Annotated in this window: 20 protein-coding genes; 13 read left to right on the top strand and 7 right to left on the bottom strand. The window is 62.6% G+C overall.

The window, feature by feature from the left end; all coding sequences use genetic code 11:
* Nucleotides 1-3: 3 nt before the first annotated feature.
* Together ABIB80_RS01445 and ABIB80_RS01440 are read right to left on the bottom strand one after the other, a co-directional pair.
* The gene (locus ABIB80_RS01445) at nucleotides 4-1,299 is read right to left on the bottom strand and encodes an O-acetylhomoserine aminocarboxypropyltransferase (RefSeq protein ID WP_354126925.1); all 1,296 of its coding nucleotides are present in this window, start codon (nucleotides 1,297-1,299) and stop codon (nucleotides 4-6) included.
* Between the two features lie 81 nt (nucleotides 1,300-1,380).
* Nucleotides 1,381-2,181: an IclR family transcriptional regulator gene (locus ABIB80_RS01440; RefSeq protein WP_007597598.1), complete on the bottom strand. Its 801-nt coding sequence runs from the start codon at nucleotides 2,179-2,181 to the stop codon at nucleotides 1,381-1,383.
* Between the two features lie 131 nt (nucleotides 2,182-2,312).
* Here ABIB80_RS01440 and ABIB80_RS01435 point away from each other — a divergent pair, with 131 nt between their 5' ends.
* The 6 genes from ABIB80_RS01435 to ABIB80_RS01410 are packed head-to-tail and all read left to right on the top strand — an operon-like array spanning nucleotide 2,313 to nucleotide 6,915.
* The gene (locus ABIB80_RS01435) at nucleotides 2,313-3,278 is read left to right on the top strand and encodes a Bug family tripartite tricarboxylate transporter substrate binding protein (RefSeq protein WP_354126924.1); all 966 of its coding nucleotides are present in this window, start codon (nucleotides 2,313-2,315) and stop codon (nucleotides 3,276-3,278) included.
* A 3-nt stretch (nucleotides 3,279-3,281) separates the two neighbouring features.
* The gene (locus tag ABIB80_RS01430) at nucleotides 3,282-3,899 is read left to right on the top strand and encodes a flavin reductase family protein (protein ID WP_007597595.1); all 618 of its coding nucleotides are present in this window, start codon (nucleotides 3,282-3,284) and stop codon (nucleotides 3,897-3,899) included.
* Nucleotides 3,900-3,942: 43 nt separating this feature from the next.
* Nucleotides 3,943-4,803 (top strand): fumarylacetoacetate hydrolase family protein, encoded by an 861-nt coding sequence (locus tag ABIB80_RS01425; protein WP_354126923.1) that lies wholly within the window; start codon nucleotides 3,943-3,945, stop codon nucleotides 4,801-4,803.
* 3 nt (nucleotides 4,804-4,806) lie between these two features.
* Nucleotides 4,807-5,610, top strand: coding sequence for a 2-oxo-hept-4-ene-1,7-dioate hydratase (gene hpaH / locus ABIB80_RS01420; protein ID WP_354126922.1), 804 nt, complete (start codon nucleotides 4,807-4,809; stop codon nucleotides 5,608-5,610).
* Between the two features lie 24 nt (nucleotides 5,611-5,634).
* Nucleotides 5,635-6,027: a RidA family protein gene (locus ABIB80_RS01415; protein WP_007597590.1), complete on the top strand. Its 393-nt coding sequence runs from the start codon at nucleotides 5,635-5,637 to the stop codon at nucleotides 6,025-6,027.
* A gap of 12 nt (nucleotides 6,028-6,039) precedes the next feature.
* Nucleotides 6,040-6,915, top strand: coding sequence for an amidohydrolase family protein (locus ABIB80_RS01410; RefSeq protein ID WP_354126921.1), 876 nt, complete (start codon nucleotides 6,040-6,042; stop codon nucleotides 6,913-6,915).
* Between the two features lie 235 nt (nucleotides 6,916-7,150).
* Here ABIB80_RS01410 and ABIB80_RS01405 read toward each other — a convergent pair whose 3' ends face one another.
* Nucleotides 7,151-8,146, bottom strand: coding sequence for an LLM class flavin-dependent oxidoreductase (locus ABIB80_RS01405; RefSeq protein WP_354127102.1), 996 nt, complete (start codon nucleotides 8,144-8,146; stop codon nucleotides 7,151-7,153).
* 283 nt (nucleotides 8,147-8,429) lie between these two features.
* Here ABIB80_RS01405 and ABIB80_RS01400 point away from each other — a divergent pair, with 283 nt between their 5' ends.
* The 4 genes from ABIB80_RS01400 (at nucleotide 8,430) to ABIB80_RS01385 (ending at nucleotide 10,621) form a co-directional block, all read left to right on the top strand.
* Nucleotides 8,430-8,933, top strand: a complete 504-nt coding sequence (locus tag ABIB80_RS01400; RefSeq protein WP_354126920.1) for a peptidase associated/transthyretin-like domain-containing protein — start codon at nucleotides 8,430-8,432, stop codon at nucleotides 8,931-8,933.
* Between the two features lie 11 nt (nucleotides 8,934-8,944).
* The gene (locus tag ABIB80_RS01395; protein ID WP_354126919.1) at nucleotides 8,945-9,559 is read left to right on the top strand and encodes a ferric reductase-like transmembrane domain-containing protein; all 615 of its coding nucleotides are present in this window, start codon (nucleotides 8,945-8,947) and stop codon (nucleotides 9,557-9,559) included.
* Between the two features lie 207 nt (nucleotides 9,560-9,766).
* Entirely contained in the window at nucleotides 9,767-10,231 is a 465-nt protein-coding gene (locus ABIB80_RS01390; protein WP_354126918.1) for a Crp/Fnr family transcriptional regulator, read from the top strand.
* Between the two features lie 99 nt (nucleotides 10,232-10,330).
* Nucleotides 10,331-10,621, top strand: coding sequence for a hypothetical protein (locus tag ABIB80_RS01385; RefSeq protein ID WP_007597584.1), 291 nt, complete (start codon nucleotides 10,331-10,333; stop codon nucleotides 10,619-10,621).
* A gap of 972 nt (nucleotides 10,622-11,593) precedes the next feature.
* Here ABIB80_RS01385 and ABIB80_RS01380 read toward each other — a convergent pair.
* From ABIB80_RS01380 to ABIB80_RS01365, 4 genes are all read right to left on the bottom strand, one after another.
* Nucleotides 11,594-12,097 (bottom strand): hypothetical protein, encoded by a 504-nt coding sequence (locus ABIB80_RS01380; protein ID WP_354126917.1) that lies wholly within the window; start codon nucleotides 12,095-12,097, stop codon nucleotides 11,594-11,596.
* Between the two features lie 359 nt (nucleotides 12,098-12,456).
* Complete coding sequence (locus ABIB80_RS01375) at nucleotides 12,457-12,615, bottom strand: hypothetical protein (RefSeq protein WP_354126916.1); 159 nt, start codon at nucleotides 12,613-12,615, stop codon at nucleotides 12,457-12,459.
* Nucleotides 12,616-12,874: 259 nt separating this feature from the next.
* A complete protein-coding gene (locus ABIB80_RS01370; RefSeq protein WP_354126915.1) occupies nucleotides 12,875-13,048 on the bottom strand; it encodes a hypothetical protein in 174 nt (57 codons plus the stop codon).
* Between the two features lie 66 nt (nucleotides 13,049-13,114).
* Nucleotides 13,115-13,399, bottom strand: coding sequence for a hypothetical protein (locus ABIB80_RS01365; protein ID WP_354126914.1), 285 nt, complete (start codon nucleotides 13,397-13,399; stop codon nucleotides 13,115-13,117).
* 206 nt (nucleotides 13,400-13,605) lie between these two features.
* Between ABIB80_RS01365 and ABIB80_RS01360 the strand changes: the two genes are divergently transcribed.
* The 3 genes from ABIB80_RS01360 (at nucleotide 13,606) to ABIB80_RS01350 (ending at nucleotide 15,682) form a co-directional block, all read left to right on the top strand.
* Nucleotides 13,606-14,805 carry a hypothetical protein gene (locus tag ABIB80_RS01360; RefSeq protein ID WP_354126913.1) on the top strand — a complete coding sequence of 400 codons (1,200 nt, stop codon included), beginning with the start codon at nucleotides 13,606-13,608 and terminating at the stop codon, nucleotides 14,803-14,805.
* Nucleotides 14,806-15,190: 385 nt separating this feature from the next.
* The gene (locus ABIB80_RS01355) at nucleotides 15,191-15,430 is read left to right on the top strand and encodes a hypothetical protein (protein ID WP_354126912.1); all 240 of its coding nucleotides are present in this window, start codon (nucleotides 15,191-15,193) and stop codon (nucleotides 15,428-15,430) included.
* A 45-nt stretch (nucleotides 15,431-15,475) separates the two neighbouring features.
* On the top strand, nucleotides 15,476-15,682 hold the full coding sequence (locus ABIB80_RS01350; RefSeq protein WP_354127115.1) for a hypothetical protein: 207 nt from the start codon (nucleotides 15,476-15,478) through the stop codon (nucleotides 15,680-15,682).
* Nucleotides 15,683-16,075: the final 393 nt, after the last annotated feature.

The raw sequence follows: 16,075 nt of genomic DNA, 5'->3' as shown, positions 1-16,075 counted from the left end.
GTGTCAGACCTTTTGCGAGATGCGCAGCGCTTGGGTGAGATCGTCGATGATGTCGCTTGCGGTCTCGATGCCGACCGAGAGCCGCACCAGCTCCTCGCCGATGCCGGAGGCCTTGAGCTGCTCGGCGTCCATCTGTTGGTGCGTGGTGGACGCCGGGTGGATCACCAGCGTCTTGGCGTCGCCGACATTGGCGAGATGACTGATCATGCGCAGCTGCTCGATGAACTTGCGGCCCGCGGGCCGCCCGCCCTTGATGCCGAAGGAGACAATCGAGCCGGCGCCGCGCGGCAGCAACTGTTTTGCCAGCTGGTAGTCCGCGTGATCTTCCAGCGAGGGATGCTGCACCCAATCCACGGCCTTGTTGGACTTCAGTGCTTCCAGCACGAGGTGCGTGTTTTGCATATGGCGGTCCATGCGCACCCCGAGTGTCTCAACGCCCTGCAACAGCTGGAACGCGTTGGTCGGGGATAGACAAGCGCCGAAATCGCGCAGGCCTTCGGTGCGCGCACGCATGATGAAGGCCGCGGTGCCGAACTGCTCGTCGAAGACGATGCCGTGATAACCGCCATAGGGTTCGGTCAGCACGCCGAATCTTCCGGATGAGCGCCAATCAAACCGGCCGCCGTCGACGATGGCGCCGCCGATCGCGATGCCGTGGCCGCCGATCCATTTGGTCGCCGAATGCATGACGATGTCGGCCCCGAGTTCGATCGGACGGCTGAGATAGGGCGTGGCAAAGGTGTTGTCGATCAGCAGCGGAATCTTCGCGTCATGCGCGATCTGCGCGACCTTCGGAATGTCCAGCACCTCGAGCCCGGGATTGCCGATGGTCTCACCGATCACCAGCTTCGTGTTCGGCTTGATCGCCGCGCGGAACGCATCGAGATCGCGCGGTTTCACGAACGTTGTGGTGATGCCGAAGCGCGGCAGCGTGTGCGCGAGCAGGTTGATGGTGCCGCCATAGAGCGAGCTCGATGCGACGATATGGTCGCCGGCGTTCAGAAGCGTCGCGATCGCCAGATGCAGCGCCGCCATGCCGCTCGCGGTGCAGATCGCGCCGACGCCACCCTCCAGCGCCGCGAGCCGCTCCTCGAGCACGCCGGTGGTCGGATTGGAGATGCGCGTATAGATGTGGCCGGCGCGCTCGAGGTTGAACAGCGCGGCGGCGTGATCGGAGTCCTGGAACACGTAGGACGTGGTCTGGTAGATCGGCACCGCGCGGGCGCCGGTCGCGGGATCCGGATGCTGGCCCGCATGCAGGCTCAGGGTTTCGAAGGCGGGCGGTTTTGGCGCGGGCATGCGTGGCCTCGTTGCTCAGTCGGCGGAGGCGGCCCTTGTGCCACAAAAATGCGCGCTGCGTCAGCCCATTGACTGCGTTGTCTAACCCCGGATCGCCTGCTCGATGATCCGCGCCTCCCGCAGCAGGATCTCCGCGGCCTCCTGCTCGCGGCGCGGGCCGAGCCTCGTCCGAACGGCGGAGACGGTCATCGCGGCGGCGGGGCGGCCGTCCGGGGTCTTGATCCAGGTGGAGATCGATTTCGTGCCCTGCACGAGACCAATCTCTCTCATGCCATATCCTAGCCGTCTTGCGGCGGTGACCTGGCCCAGCACCGTCGCAACATCGGTCCGGTAGGCCTCCAGTCTCTTCTCATTGGCAGCGACGATTTTCCGCGCGTCCTGGGCCGGCATCGCGGCGAGGATGGCAACGCCCGCGCTGGAGACGCCGAGTGGTCGGCGCGCGCCGACCTCGATCGACAGCACCTGGATCGGATAGACACCGATCCTGCGGTCGACGCACAGCGTGTCGTTGCCGGTCCGCACCGTCAGGAACAGCGTGTCGCCGATCTCGGTCGACGCACGTTGCAGCGACGGATTGGCGGCGATCAGCAGCCGCGACGGCCGAGCCCGTGCGAGCGCAAGCTCCGGCACCTGGTTGCCGATCGCGTAGCGGCCGGTTTTGTCATGCCGTTCGACGATACCTTCCTCGATCAGCACGTGGACGATGCGGTGCACGGTCGGGCGGGTGAGGCCGGTCGCCCGCACCACCTCTGCCAGCGGCACGCCGTCCTCGCGGCCGGCGGCAAGAATGCGCAGCACCGCGAGCGCGCGGCGGATCGCCTGCGCACCCTGTCGCGGTTCGGTGATGCGGCGGGTGGATTTCGCGGAAGCGGTCTTGTCCATAATATGGACAAGAACGCCACAATTCACTCGACAGGTAAAGCGCGCATCTGGAGATTGCGCTCCGAATCGAGATGCCGTGTACGACGTCAGGCAAATCGACGTAAAATTGGAAGCGCCGCCGGGAGGTTAACATGAGATTAATCTGGATTGCCATAGCTGCCGCAGCGGCGATGCTGGCGGGACCGGCGTCGGGCCAGCAATGGCCGTCGCGCAACGTCAAGCTGATCGTGCCCTATCCGGCCGGCGGCAATGTCGACAGCGCCGCGCGCATCATCGCCGACAAGCTCCAGGAAAAGCTTGGCCAGCCCTTCATCATCGAGAGCAAGGCGGGCGCCGGCGGCATGATCGCGGGCGAGGCTTTCGCGAAATCCGCGCCCGACGGCTACACGCTGTTCGTCGGTGCCAACGGCCCGGTGCTGTTCGCGACCGAAATCAACAAGCGCGACGTCTACAGCTGGAAGAAGGACTTCCTGCCGATTACGACGATCTCGATGACGCCGCTGGTGCTCGAGGTGCATCCGTCGGTGCAGGCGACGAATTTCAAGGAATTCATCGACCTTGCCAAGCGCGAGCCGGGCAAGTTGACGATGGCCTCGCCCGGTCCCGGCACCACCAACCATCTGCTCAGTGAGCTGATGCAGTCCAGCCTCGACCTGCAATGGGTCACCGCGCACTATCGCGGCAATGCGCCTGCGGTCAACGATCTCTTGGGCGGCCAGGTACAGTTCGCGTTCGACCAGCTCACGGTCAGCCTGCAGCACATCAAGGCCGGCCTGTTCCGGGCGCTGGCCGTCACCAGCCCGCACCGCCTGAAGTCGCTGCCCGATGTCCCGACGTTTGCCGAGCTCGGCTACAAGGATTTTGACGGCCAGACCTTCACCGGCCTGTTCGCACCGGCAGGCACGCCGGCGCCCGTGATCGACAAGCTGCACGACGCGTTGACCGCGATCCTGAAGGACCCCGCCGTGGTCGACAAGTTCGAGAAGCTCGGCGGCGAAGCCGTCGCGATGACGCCCGATGAATTCAGGGCCTATCTCGAGCGCGAGGACGCCAAATGGATTCCGATCGTGCGCAAGGCCAACATCAAGGCGGATTGATCGATGCGGATCGACCCCACCGAGCTCGGCGCCGAGCGCATCTACCGGCTGATGACCGGCATCGTGGTGCCGCGTCCGATCGCCTGGGTGACGAGCCTGTCCCGCGCAGGCGTGCTCAACCTCGCGCCATTCAGCGCCTTCACCTTCGTCTCGCAGAAGCCGCCGATGCTGGCCATCAGCGTCGGCCGCAAGGGCGCCGACTACAAGGACACCGCGCACAACATTCTCGACACCGAGGAATATGTGATCCACATCGCCGATACCCCGCTGATGCAGGCCGTGCACGACTCGTCGGTAGAGCATCCGCCTGAGATCAGCGAGGTCGCGGAGCTTGGCCTCGAGACGCTCCCGAGCGAGCGCATCAAGGTGCCGCGGCTCAGCATTGCACCGGTTGCGATGGAATGCCGCTTCCGGCAGTGCCTGGAATTCGGCGACGCCCGCAGCCGCCTGATCGTCGGCGAAGTCGTGATGTTCCACCTCCGCGACGGCCTCGTGAACGACGGCAAGGTCGAAACCGCGGCGCTCGATCCGATCGCGCGCATCGGCGGACCGCGCTACGCCCGTCTCGGCGAGATCGTGACGCTGCGCGGCGTGTTCCAGACTCCCAAATCGAAAGACTGAGCGCGCTGCCCCGGCAGCACCTCAAGACCATTGGAGAACGACCATGCGACTCCTAAGCTATCTCCTGGACGGAGAGCCGCACTATGGTGCCGCCATCGAAGGCGGTGTCGTCGATCTGACCCGGCGGGTCGGCCGCGACTTCTCCGATTTGAGGGCGCTGATCGCAGCCAATGCGCTGGCCGACGCGCAGGAAGCCGTCGCCGGACAAAAGCCGGATTATGCGCTCGACGAGCTCGTGCTGCTTCCGCCGGTGCTGGCGCCGGAAAAGCTCTGGTGCATCGGCGTCAATTATGCCGAGCGCAATGCCGAGTATAAAGACAGCTCCGACCTGCCCAAATATCCCAGCCTGTTCGTGCGCAGCATGTCCTCGATGACGGGCTCCGGTCAGCCGCTGGAGAAGCCCACGGTATCCGATCAGCTCGATTATGAAGGCGAACTCGTCATCGTGATCGGGCAGGGCGGCCGTCACATTCCGCGCGAAAAGGCCTGGTCACACATTTTCGGCATGACGCTGTGCAACGAGGGCACGATCCGCGACTGGCTGCGCCACGGCAAGTTCAATGTCACGCAAGGCAAGAATTTCGACCGCTCCGGCAGCATCGGTCCGTGGATCGTCACGTCGGACGAGCTCGATCCGCGCGGCCCTCATGACATCGTCACGCGCGTCAACGGCGAGGTCCGGCAGCAGGACACCACCGAGCGGCTGATGTTTCCGTTCGACTTTCTGATCTCCTATCTCTCCACGTTCGCCACTCTCAAGCCCGGCGACATGATCGTGACAGGCACGCCGACCGGCGCCGGCGCCCGCTTCGACCCGCCGCGCTGGCTGAAAGTCGGCGATGTCGTCGAGGTCGAATCCAGCCGCATTGGCGTGCTGCGCAACACCGTCGCGGCGGAGAGTTAAACCATGCTGGATACCGCCACGATCGAACGCCTTGCCGCGCGCCTTGACGAGGCCGAGCGCACCAAGACGCTGATCACGATGTTCACCAAAGACTATCCCGATTTCAGCATGGAGGATGCCTATGCCGTTCAGCGCGCCTGGACAAAACTCCAGCTCGGACGCGGCCGGGTTATCAAGGGCCACAAGATCGGCCTGACCTCGAAGGCGATGCAGAACGCGGTCGGCATTTCCGAGCCGGATTACGGCGTGCTGTTCGCCGACATGTTCTATGCCGATGCCACGCCGATTCCGTTCGACCGTTTTCACGCGCCCCGCATCGAGGTCGAGCTCGCCTTCGTGCTGAAGGCGCCGCTGCGCGGGCCGGATTGCACCATCTTCGACGTGCTCAACGCCACCGACTACGTCACCCCGGCGCTGGAGATCCTGGAGACGCGCATGCACCGCGTCGATCCCGACACCGGCAAGGCGCGCAAGGTGATGGACACGATCTCGGACAACGCGGCGAATGCCGCGCTGGTGCTCGGCGGCCGGCCGTTCCGCCCGATGGACGCGGACATGCGCTGGATCGGCGCGCTGTTGTTCCGCAACGGCGAGGTCGAGGAGACCGGGCTTGCGGCCGGCGTGCTCAATCATCCCGCCAACGGCATCGCCTGGCTCGCCAACCGCCTCGCGCCGCATGACGAGCATCTCGCCGCCGGCGAGGTGGTGCTGGCGGGGTCGTTCACGCGTCCGGTCGATATCCGCCGCGGCGACACGTTTCATGCCGACTACGGCGCGTTCGGCTCGGTGTCCTGCCAGTTCGTCTGAACCAACAATAAACGGGAGCGCATCATGACAGGCCAAACGCGGCGCAAGAGCATCCACATCGGCGGCTTCAAGCACGCCAACCCGATTCCGAACGCCTGCCGCATCGGCAATCTCGTGATGTCAGGCGTCATCCTCGGCCGCGATGCCGCCGGCGCGATGCCCGAGAGCCTCGATGCGCAATGTGCCAACATGTTCGCGCATATGAAGGCCACGGTCGAGGCCGCCGGCGGCACCACCGACGACATCATCAAGATGACCGTGTGGTTGAAGGACCGTACGCAGCGCGGCCCGGTCAACGTCGAGTGGCTGAAGATGTTTCCGGACGAGCATTCGCGCCCGGCGCGCCACGCGCTGCCGATGGACAACATGGACGGCGGCGCACTGGTGCAGTGCGACTTCACCGCCATGATCGACTAAAGGAGTTTGCGCATGCCGACCTATCTGCCGTTCGACCCGAACCCGCGCCGCCCGGTCAAGGCGCCGCCGCCCAAAACCGTCGACAGCCAGTTTCACGTGCTCGGCCCCATCGACAAATATCCGGAACGTCCCGGCGCGGCCTATCGGATGCCGACCGCGACCTGGGAAGCGGCGCTGCGCGTGCACAAGACGCTCGGCATCGAGCGCGGCATCATCGTGCAGACCACGACCTACGGCGCCGATCATGCCGTCGTGCTCGACGGTCTCGCCGCGATGGGCCCGAACTATCGCGGCTGCGCCAACGCGCTGGTGTTCGCGGAGGCGAACGACACTTATCTCGCCAAGCTGCATGATGCAGGTGTCCGCGGCGCGCGCTTCAGCTTCCGCCAGGAGCTCGGCGCCGTGCTGTCGGATGCCGATTTCGCCCGCGCGATTGCGCGCATCCGCGAGCTCGGCTGGTACGTCAAGATCCAGCCCGAGAAGGACGGCATCGTTTCCAGCGTCGCCAAATACGAGAATCTCGACGTGCCCGTGCTGATCGACCACATGGCGCGTCCCGATCCGGAAGCCGGCAGGAACGATCCGAATTTGCGCAAGATGCTCGAACTGCTCGCCAGGGGCAATTTCTGGGTGATGCTGTCGCTCGGCGAGAAGACCTCGAAGCGCGGTGCTCCTTACGACGACGTCATCCCGATCGCGCGCGCCTATATCGAGGCCGCAGTCGACCGCTGCGTCTGGGCCAGCGACTGGCCGCATCCGGTCTCGGTCAAGCAGCCGCCCAACGACGCCGATCTGCTCGAGCTGATGTACCGCTACGCGCCTGATCAGTCGACGCTGGAGAAGATTTTGGTGCACAATCCGGCCAAGCTGTTCGGCTTTCCGGATTAGGGCGAGATGAGCTGAAGCCGAGTCGAGTTTAACCGCGAATACCGCTCTCTCCGTTCCCTCCCCCCTTGTGGGGGAGGGGCAGGGAGGGGGGGTGCCACGCGGGGATTCTTTCCTTCGCGCACCGGCCCTGAGCGCATCATCTACAACCAGCACCTTTTCCTGGGCTACCCCCCTCCCTAGCCCTCCCCCACAAGGGGGGAGGGAACGCACCTTTGTCGGGCGACAAACTCTGCGCTCACCCCGCCAGCCGGTCCATTACCCCAGCCGCGATCTCGAACGAGTGCAGTCGCGCAACGTGATCGTAGATCTGGCCCGTGGTCATCAGTTCGTCCGCGCCGGTCTCGGCGATCAGAGCCTTCAGCTTCGCTTCGACCATGTCAGGCGAGCCGACCGCCGAGCAGGACAGCGACTGCCCGACCATGGCCTTTTCCGCCGGCGACCACAGCGCGTCCATGTCGTCGACCGGTGGCGGCAGCGGGCCGGGCGTGCCGCGGCGAAGATTGATGAACTGCTGCTGCAGCGAGGAGAACATGCGTTGCGCGTCCGCCTCGCTATCGGCGGCGAACACGTTGACGCCGACCATTGCATAGGGCTTGTCCAGCTGCGCCGACGGCTCGAACCGCGCGCGATACTCGCGCAGCGCCGGCATCATCATCTGCGGCGCGAAATGCGAGGCGAACGCGAACGGCAGACCGAGCATGCCTGCGAGCTGCGCGCCAAAGGTGCTGGATCCCAGGATCCACAGCGGCACCTTCGTCCCCATGCCCGGCACGGCGCGGATGGTCTGGTTCGGCTTGACGTCGCCGAGCAGCGCCTGCAACTCCAGCACGTCCTGCGGAAAATTCTCGGAGCTGGTGGCGAGATCGCGGCGCAGCGCGCGTGCGGTGAACTGGTCGGTGCCCGGCGCCCTGCCGAGCCCAAGATCGATCCGCCCGGGAAAGAGCGAGGCCAGCGTGCCGAACTGCTCGGCGATGACCAGCGGTGAATGGTTCGGCAGCATGATCCCGCCGGAGCCAACGCGGATGGTTTTGGTGCCGCCCGCGACATGCCCGATCACCACCGACGTCGCCGCGCTCGCGATGCCCGTCATGTTATGATGCTCGGCCAGCCAGAACCGTTTGTAGCCCCAACCTTCGGCGTGCCGGGCGAGATCGAGCGAATTGCGGAACGCTTGTGACGCGTCGCCACCCTGGCGGATGGGCGCGAGGTCGAGCACGGAGAAGGGGATCATTTCGGTACCGAAGTGGAGGAGGATGACGCGCGGCGGCTGAGAATACATGTAGTGTCGGCGCGTAGGATGGGTAGAGCGCAGCGAAACCCATCATGCGTCTTCATCGAACAAGGCTCGATGGGTTTCGCTTCGCTCTACCCATCCTACAAAGCTGTTCGAGCGGCCTAAACCCCATTCACAACACCGTCATCGCGCCCCGTTCCACCCCTCGCCCCAACTGGGCGTCTCGCGTCTGTTGTTGTACCATTCCCGGAGCCACTGCTCTGTTGCAGGAGGAACCGACATGACCACGGTCCTACTCAATCGCCGCAACCTCCTTGCCGCTGGCGGCTCGATCGTCGCCACCGGGATTTTGGCAACCGGCGTTCCCGGCCTGCTGTTGCCCGCCCGTGCGGACGGCCTCGCGCCGACCGAGACGATGTCGGGCGGCGCGAACAATTACCGCAAGGGCGCAGCGATCGTGGAGCGGATCGGCAAGGGCGGCTTCTGGATGAGCGGCACCGTGCGCCGCGCCGGCGACGGCGCGCCGCTCGCAAGCCAGCGCATCCAGATCTGGGCGCACACCACCGAGGGACAAGAGCACGAGCCGCAGAGTCATGGCGCCACGCTCACCGACAAGGACGGCAAGTTCCGGCTCGAGATGCCGCAGATCATTCCCATCTTCGGCCAGCCGCATGGACATCTCGCCTATGACAGCGGTGAATTCAAAACCGTCTTCCTGCGGCCGGTGATGCGGAGCCCAAAGGAAACCAGCCTGGAAGCGCATTTCGTGCTGCAGCCGGCCTGACCGCATTGCGAATGAAAGGGTGGCGATCGGCGCCCCTGATCTGGGTCGCCCTTGCCTTGGCCATCGGCGTGCCGATCGCCGCCGCCGCAACAAGCGAGCAACTCGCATGGCGCGGCCCGCTCTACATCCTCGCCGGCTTCGCGGGCATCGTCGCGCTCGGTCTCGTGCTCGCTCAGCCCCTGCTAATCGGCGGATATTTGCCGGGCCTGTCGGCCTATCGCGGCCGGCGCGCCCATCGCTGGATCGGCGGCGCGCTCGCTCTGGCGGTGGTGATCCACGTCGCCGGCCTCTGGATCACCAGTCCGCCCGATATGATCGACGCCCTGACCTATACCTCACCGACGCCGTTCTCCCCCTTCGGCGTGACCGCGATGTGGGCCATCTTCATCGTTGCGGTCCTGGCCGCGTTGCGCCGCCGCCTGGGACTGCGGCTGCGCACCTGGCGCATCGTCCACATTCCCCTCGCGATCGTCATCGTCGCAGGCAGTGTGGCGCATTGCCTGCTGATCGAGGGGACGATGGAGACGATCTCGAAGGCGGTGCTGTGCGCGCTCGTGCTCGCAGCGACCGTCAAGCTCATGGCTGACCTCTGGCGAAAGCGGACGCTGCGCGGTGAGAGTGCGTAGGGGTGGTAAGCGTAGGGTGGGCAAAAGGCGCGTAGCGCCGTGCCCACCATCTATCTACCTATCACAGTGGTTGGTGGGCACGCTTCGCTTTGCCCACCCTACGAGACACGAAACTTCCGCTGACCTCTTTATTCCAACACGTCGGCGTCGTCAGCGCCCGCATCTGCCCTGCTTGCCGCGGATGGCGGTGAAGATTATCCTCGCGCGATGGCCGTCAGTGTCCCCGACCTGAAAGCATTCCTGCTCGCCACACCGTTCTTCGGCGGTATCCCGGATCAAAGTCTCGACCTCCTGATGTCGATGCTGGTCGAGTGCCGATTTGATACCGGAGCAACCGTCGTGACGGAGGGCGAGCCCGGACGCTCGCTGTTCATCGTCAAATCCGGCCGGCTGGCGGTGAGCAAACGGGCGAATGCGGGGCGCGTGATCCCGATCTCCGTTCTGGAGCCCGGCGATTTCTTCGGCGAGATGACGCTGATCGAAATGCAGAATCGTTCCGCCACGGTCATCCCGGAGAGTCCGACGGTGCTGTACGAGCTGACGGCCCAAAAGCTCTACGCCTGCTACAAGGCCGATATCCATGCCTATGTGATCGTCCTGCAAAACATTAATCGCGAGCTATGCCGACGGCTTCGCCGGTCTGATGATCGGTTTACCGGGCACAGTGCGTAGGATGGGTAGAGCACTGCGAAACCCATCATATTTCGTCACCGAACGAGGCCTCGATGGGTTTTGCTGCGCTCTACCCATCCTACGAGCTGAGATGTTTTCATGGGCACGTTCTATACCGACGAGCAGATACAGGAAGCCGTTGCTGCCTTAGAGGACCACACTCCCGGTATCTTCGAGAGAATGAAGAAATTGGCCTCAGTCAACGATCCGTTTAGCGATGAGCAAGAAGCAGAACTAGGAGCCGTCGTAAGAGTTCTCACTATCGTTCTGCCGAAAGTGTCGTACGTGGTGCAAGCTGAAGACAAAAATGAAGCGAGAGCGCGCCTCAGCATAGACCTGGGCGACGTTGTTCGCGCTGCACTCGCATCAGATGAAGACGATTCCCAATAACGCCCGCCATGGCCGCCTAAGGCTAACGTCGGTCATGCCAATCTGACCCGTCGGACAAAACACCCACCTTCCGCAAAATCCCGTCAATCCCCTCTCACAAAAATATTCCACTTTACCGAAATTCGGAATCGCAGTATCAATCCGCCATCCCGGTCCAGGGAGAGGGGCGATCGTCCGTCGTAACGAACGTGGATCGGGGGGTGGTGGACGCGGCAGCGTCGGGCACGAAGGCGGGGACCAGGGCGAGATGAACCTCGTGAGGTCTTGTCTAGCGTGCGGACGAACGGCGCCAACGCCCTGCGAAGTCCTTTTGGGCGAAGCAGGACGTGTCCGGCGAAGCCTCTTGGCGAAGCCGGATCGCTGCGTACGGCAAAATCGTGTGGTCCTGGCCGTCGTTGCTACGGTCAAGCCTTGCGGAGATGGATCGGGGCTCTACCGGGTCTTTGTCCATCGTCAATTCGCAAGGCGACGGTGACAAAAAGGAACTCGTCGCCGGGGAGAGCGCGGCATAAGCCGTCAACCCACTGCGCAGGGAAGGCCGAGTGTTCGGCGTCACCTGTATGCTGCTGTGCGGTCTCTTTGCGCTACATCTTTGCGCAGCGGACCGCGGGTGCCAGCCGGCACCCGGTCTTCCCTGCGCCCTCTTCACAGAGGAGGGCTACGAAAAAAGCAAAACTCGGGCATTTGGTGCCGCGAGAAGGCTGCTTCATGTGCGATTTGAGCGAGGGAATGGTGCTGCCAGACAGGATTGAACTGAGATTGCAACCCTGGACGATGTTGATTTTACTGTGTTTTTCGGTCCGGCGATCTTTTTTTGTGTGGCACTCTTGGGCGGCGCCGCGCGCTACAGACTACTGCATTCAGGACGAGATCGCCACCATGTAGATTCCTCATGCCTCCGCCCGCTAGTGGACGGGTTTCGGCGGACGAGTTCGGAAGCGCGGCGATGGGTAGAGCCGGGGCGCCGGCCGGCTAATAGTAGCGATGCAGCGTTACTTGAGTATGACCCCCGCTGGCAGTGCCAACGCCACTGTAACGCCCCAAAAACTGAAGACCGCCACCTGTATCGATAGCCACAGGTTCTTCTTCGTCAGGATCTTCTGAAAGCTTTTCATAGGTCTTTACTCCTAGTTCAGTGAGCCGATAGAAATTTTTGACGCGTTCGAACAGGCCAAAGAATGCAAACGTCTTCATAAGGCGTGTGATCGACATGCCAATCCGGTTCAGCGCTCGATCACGGCCGTCGTCGGAAAGATCAGCAGATTTGAATCCGAAGGGTGCTAATTCGGCTTCGAGTACCGCGTCTGCAAAATCTGATGGGTTGAAGTGGCCGTAATCGCGAGCACGCTTGGCTATCGTAGCGAAGGCAGTCCCGGAGTCGATCGTCACGATCTCACGGAAGGCTCCTTGCGGAGCGAAGTCGGGAGTGGGCGGAAGCTGGAGTTGTCGCCGTTCTGCTTCCGGGAGTTGCTTCAAGTACTCGACCCTCTTTGCGATGAGGTCTTTGCAGATCGCGGTCCACAGCTCCGAAAAACCGTTTAGACCGACGAGATAGCCTCTCGGGGGGGACGACCCTTGTCAGCCACGACACGTTCCTCCGTTTGCAGGCTAAGGATCTACACTTTCTTCCCAGCGTTTGAAGTCCTCCCTGGACCATCATTTGTGGCTCTCCCACGTTTTGTGGCGCCACAGATTGTTTCCTTGAACAGTCTCTGTGCCTTGCGATGGTCGCCCGCACTGAAGTCCATTGCACGGAGCAAACGTCATGAGTCTCTTGTTTCAGATGGTCAAGCCACGGTCGCCGTCGGCGGCTTGCTGGCGGTGAGCCTGTCGGCTCACGCACAGAGCGCGAGTGTCGGCCACCAGATCGTGGTGGCGTGCCCGGCGGAAAGGCCGCACACGCGGATCAGGCTGATGTCAGCGTTGACGACGGAAATCTGAGTGTCAGCGGCGGCCTGGCCGATGGTGCTCGCGTTGGCGACACCGCAGGCCAAGCGGCATCAACGGCACGATTTCCGTGCCGATGCCCACTCGCTCTCGTCCGGTGCCTGTGCCGACGCCGGAAGAGGCCGCCGCGCCGATCATCGCGCCAGTCGTCGCGCCGATCGCCGTCGCGAAGAAGATTTTTCCCCACTGGTAGGCGCTACCGGCACTCATCGATAATTCAAACCTGAACTGCATGGAGAGTAAGATGACTAAGGTGAAGAAAATTGCCGTGTTGAGCTTGGGCTTGCTGTTTGTGTATGCCTTGGCTCACGCCAGACGGTTCAAGTTGGCAGCAACGTCGAACTCCACATTGGTAAGGATGTTGCTGCGGCCCATGCCTCGCATGGCAAAGCTGGCATCGAGAACGGCAATGTCGAGGCGGGCGGCGAAGTTGCCGAGGGCACGCGCATTGGTGATAGCACGTTCCAGAGCAGCGTGCACGGCAAAGCCTCTGTGCCGGCAGCTTTGGTCGCCGGTGCCCTGACCAAATAGTCTTACGAGATCGATCTAAAAGAAGGCCGCGCTGATCGCGCGGCCTTTTCTGGCGTTGGACGTCGTCTCGTCCTTTCGACGCCGCCGCATGGCGAGCCAGCCGGCGAAACCGAAGCGTTTGCCGTGCTCGCCGTCGGGATGGACGAGAGCCTCGCCGGCCTTCGTCATCCGAAGCGGGTGCATGGCGTAGGCGACTATCACAGCCGCTTCGGTCAGATGGTGTTCGAACTCTCCACCGCACTCTTCGACCCGGTTGGGCGACGGCGCCAGTGCCGAAAGCACCAGACCGTCGAAGTCCATTTCGGCCTCCCGTTGCCGGTCGATGTTAGGCCGGACCATTCCATCCGCTAATCAGGGACCGGGGTTGCCAGAACAGTCGCTCGACTGGCTCAACTCGTGCGTGTATACGTGCGACGGGTAAGCTTGGGTTCGCCAGGTTTAAGCTCTGCTCGCTGGATAAAGACTGCAGTCCGACGCGTGGCCGCCCAAGCGAGGGATGTAACGGAATGAGTACGTCTTTTCTCGTCAAGAAATTCGACATTGCGGTCGACGATAGTACTTGGCCGAAAAACATCGTCAACCAAAAGCTGAAGTCGGGTTCGGGCAGGATCGATATCGACTTGGGAGAGGCGCTCCACGAGCTTGGCACGATTACGATGCCGAGCATTCTGTCGCCCGCGTCTCCAGCGTTGTTCTGGGCTTGGCTTCGATACTACCTCGTGCCGTCGAAGCATTCGGATCTGCGAATCACGATGGATTTCTCAGATCTCGACCCCCATCAGAAGGGAATCCTGAGCGACGATTTCGGCGTAGCGCTTGCAACTCATTGGGTGCGAAAGCGTCTCGGTCCATTCACGCAGATCGTCGACGGCCGCAAGTTCGCGAACCAGTTCAAGGATCTCCAGCGCAAGCGGCACAAATCCAAAGCGAAGGTCGGCATGAGCAAAGCTCCCGACTTCGTTATGCAGGACGCCACAGGCAAGTGGCACATACTCGAATGCAAAGGAACGCAGTCGAGTCGCGAATATCAGAAGAGCGTCTTAAAGACGGCGATCGCACAAAAGCACGCCATCCAACTGGTCGGTAGCGTAAAAGGCGAGCAATTAGCTTCATCGGTGTATTTGACGAACGAGAAAGGCCAGCCGAGATCGCATATGCTCGTCGTCGATCCGGACGAGAACGACCCCCTGATCCGTCTGAGCGGACAACAGGCAGACGAGATGGTCGTGAAGGCGAGCCGATTGACCGTGGCGAGAGCGATGGGGGCCATTGGTCTTAACGAGATCGCCATCGAGATGAGCTTGCCGCCTGACATCAATGCCGACAGCGAGCTACTTCTGCCGAGCGAACGCGCGAGACTTCGATCGGCGCGGGGTGACCGGCTGGCGCGCGCGACGGAGCGTGCCCGCGCCAGCACGCTCGAGGGATTCGAACATGATGGTAGGAAGTATGAGGGCCGCGTAGGTCTGTTCGACTTGCCACTGGTCGGACCCGAATTTCCGTACCGCAAGGTTCGCGTGCGGCAAGGAGTTACGCCGGAACTCATCCGTGAGGTATCTGTATCGGAGGTGCATATCGAGGAAAGGATCGACGATCTGATTCGGCCGTTTGTTCACTCGGCTCGGTTGGGAGTGCAGGCAGTTCAAGATCAAACTTCGGTGGTGTATGGGGAAATGTTCTATTCTGATGTGGAGTGGATCAGGTGACTGGGCGAGCGTCGATGTTCACCCCCGCGCAGAGGATTCGACGAGGGCTTCCGCGCATTCATCGCGGAAAACGGTCTCGATGCGGAAGATTTCGTTAAGTCTCTCTCACCGATATCAAGAAGGGCTCCGTCGGCCAGCATATGTTCCCGTCAACGACGCACTCGATATTGACGATTGTCTTATCGGCGCAGGATGGAAAGCCGCCCCCTTTGCGGGAAACCTTAGAAAAATATTGAGAAGCACTTTTAGACGGCTATGTCCTTCATGTGTATGACAAAATCACAGAAGAAATCACTTGAGACGGAAGTGGTCTCGAACGACGCGCGCCTTAAGCTTACTCGGCTAACCTTCGACGCGTCGCTTCTCGATGGTGGCGGAAAGCGCGATGGGCACCGGGTCGAAATCGATCGGCAAGGCGAAGCGCCGGCGCAAGCCGATGGAGGAGATCGTCGACTATGTCGTCGGAATCGAAAGCTGGGATTTCAGCTATTGGGTGGCGCTGAACAGCCTGCGGGATGCTCTCGATCCGTACCACGAACACCGGCACGTCGTGATCAGCGGCCGGCTACTGCGGCCGGCGGGGTTGAAGTCCGACCGATGGAGATGTCGCTGCTTCCGTCGCTGAACCTCATGGAGGAACGGCGAAGGGATCTCAAGCCGATCGCGATCGGTGCGTTCGAGACTTCCGGACAGGCTGGACGCGAGCATCGGCATCCCTCTGGATGCGTCGGCGCCGATCCTGCAGATGCTGATCGGCGAACGCTTCAGGTTCGTCATGCTCAGGGGATCGAAATTTCGCTGCCGCAGCGCCAGCCTCGTCAGCTTCAGCCTGCGGTCCGAGCTTTGGGAGGACGATCTGCCGGAGGAGGCGGTTTAGTCTCGCACTTCCGAGCCGGTTCAGTTCGGCGACCCGACCCGACGGCAGACCTGCCCCAAGCCGATTGGTTGCCATGGGTGGTAGGTGCTGCCACGAACGCCAGCGCTGACGTTCTACGCGCGATGTCTGAGCGAGCTCGCTCAGGGCGAGCAGCTTTTTTTAAGGCAGCCCGTCGCGTCGCAAAAAGCAGCCCAACCGCTTTGTGGGAGGTCTTGATCCCGCGTGCGGCGAGTTCGTCTGTGAGGGCGTGAAACGTCAGATGCGGCGTCTGACTGATCCGTTCCTCGATGAGGCGCGATACGGTTTCCACGGACAGGCGGCGCGCCAGGGATTCGCGGTGGCTGCTTGCCGCTGTGCGTTAGGAGGATCGGTATGAGTAGAGCCCACGCACCC

Origin of the sequence: Bradyrhizobium sp. i1.15.2 (assembly GCF_040548425.1) — a bacterium.
Taxonomy (GTDB): Bacteria; Pseudomonadota; Alphaproteobacteria; order Rhizobiales; family Xanthobacteraceae; genus Bradyrhizobium; species Bradyrhizobium canariense.
Note: the sequence above shows the minus strand (reverse complement) of the source record. Positions and strands in the feature narration are given on the sequence as shown.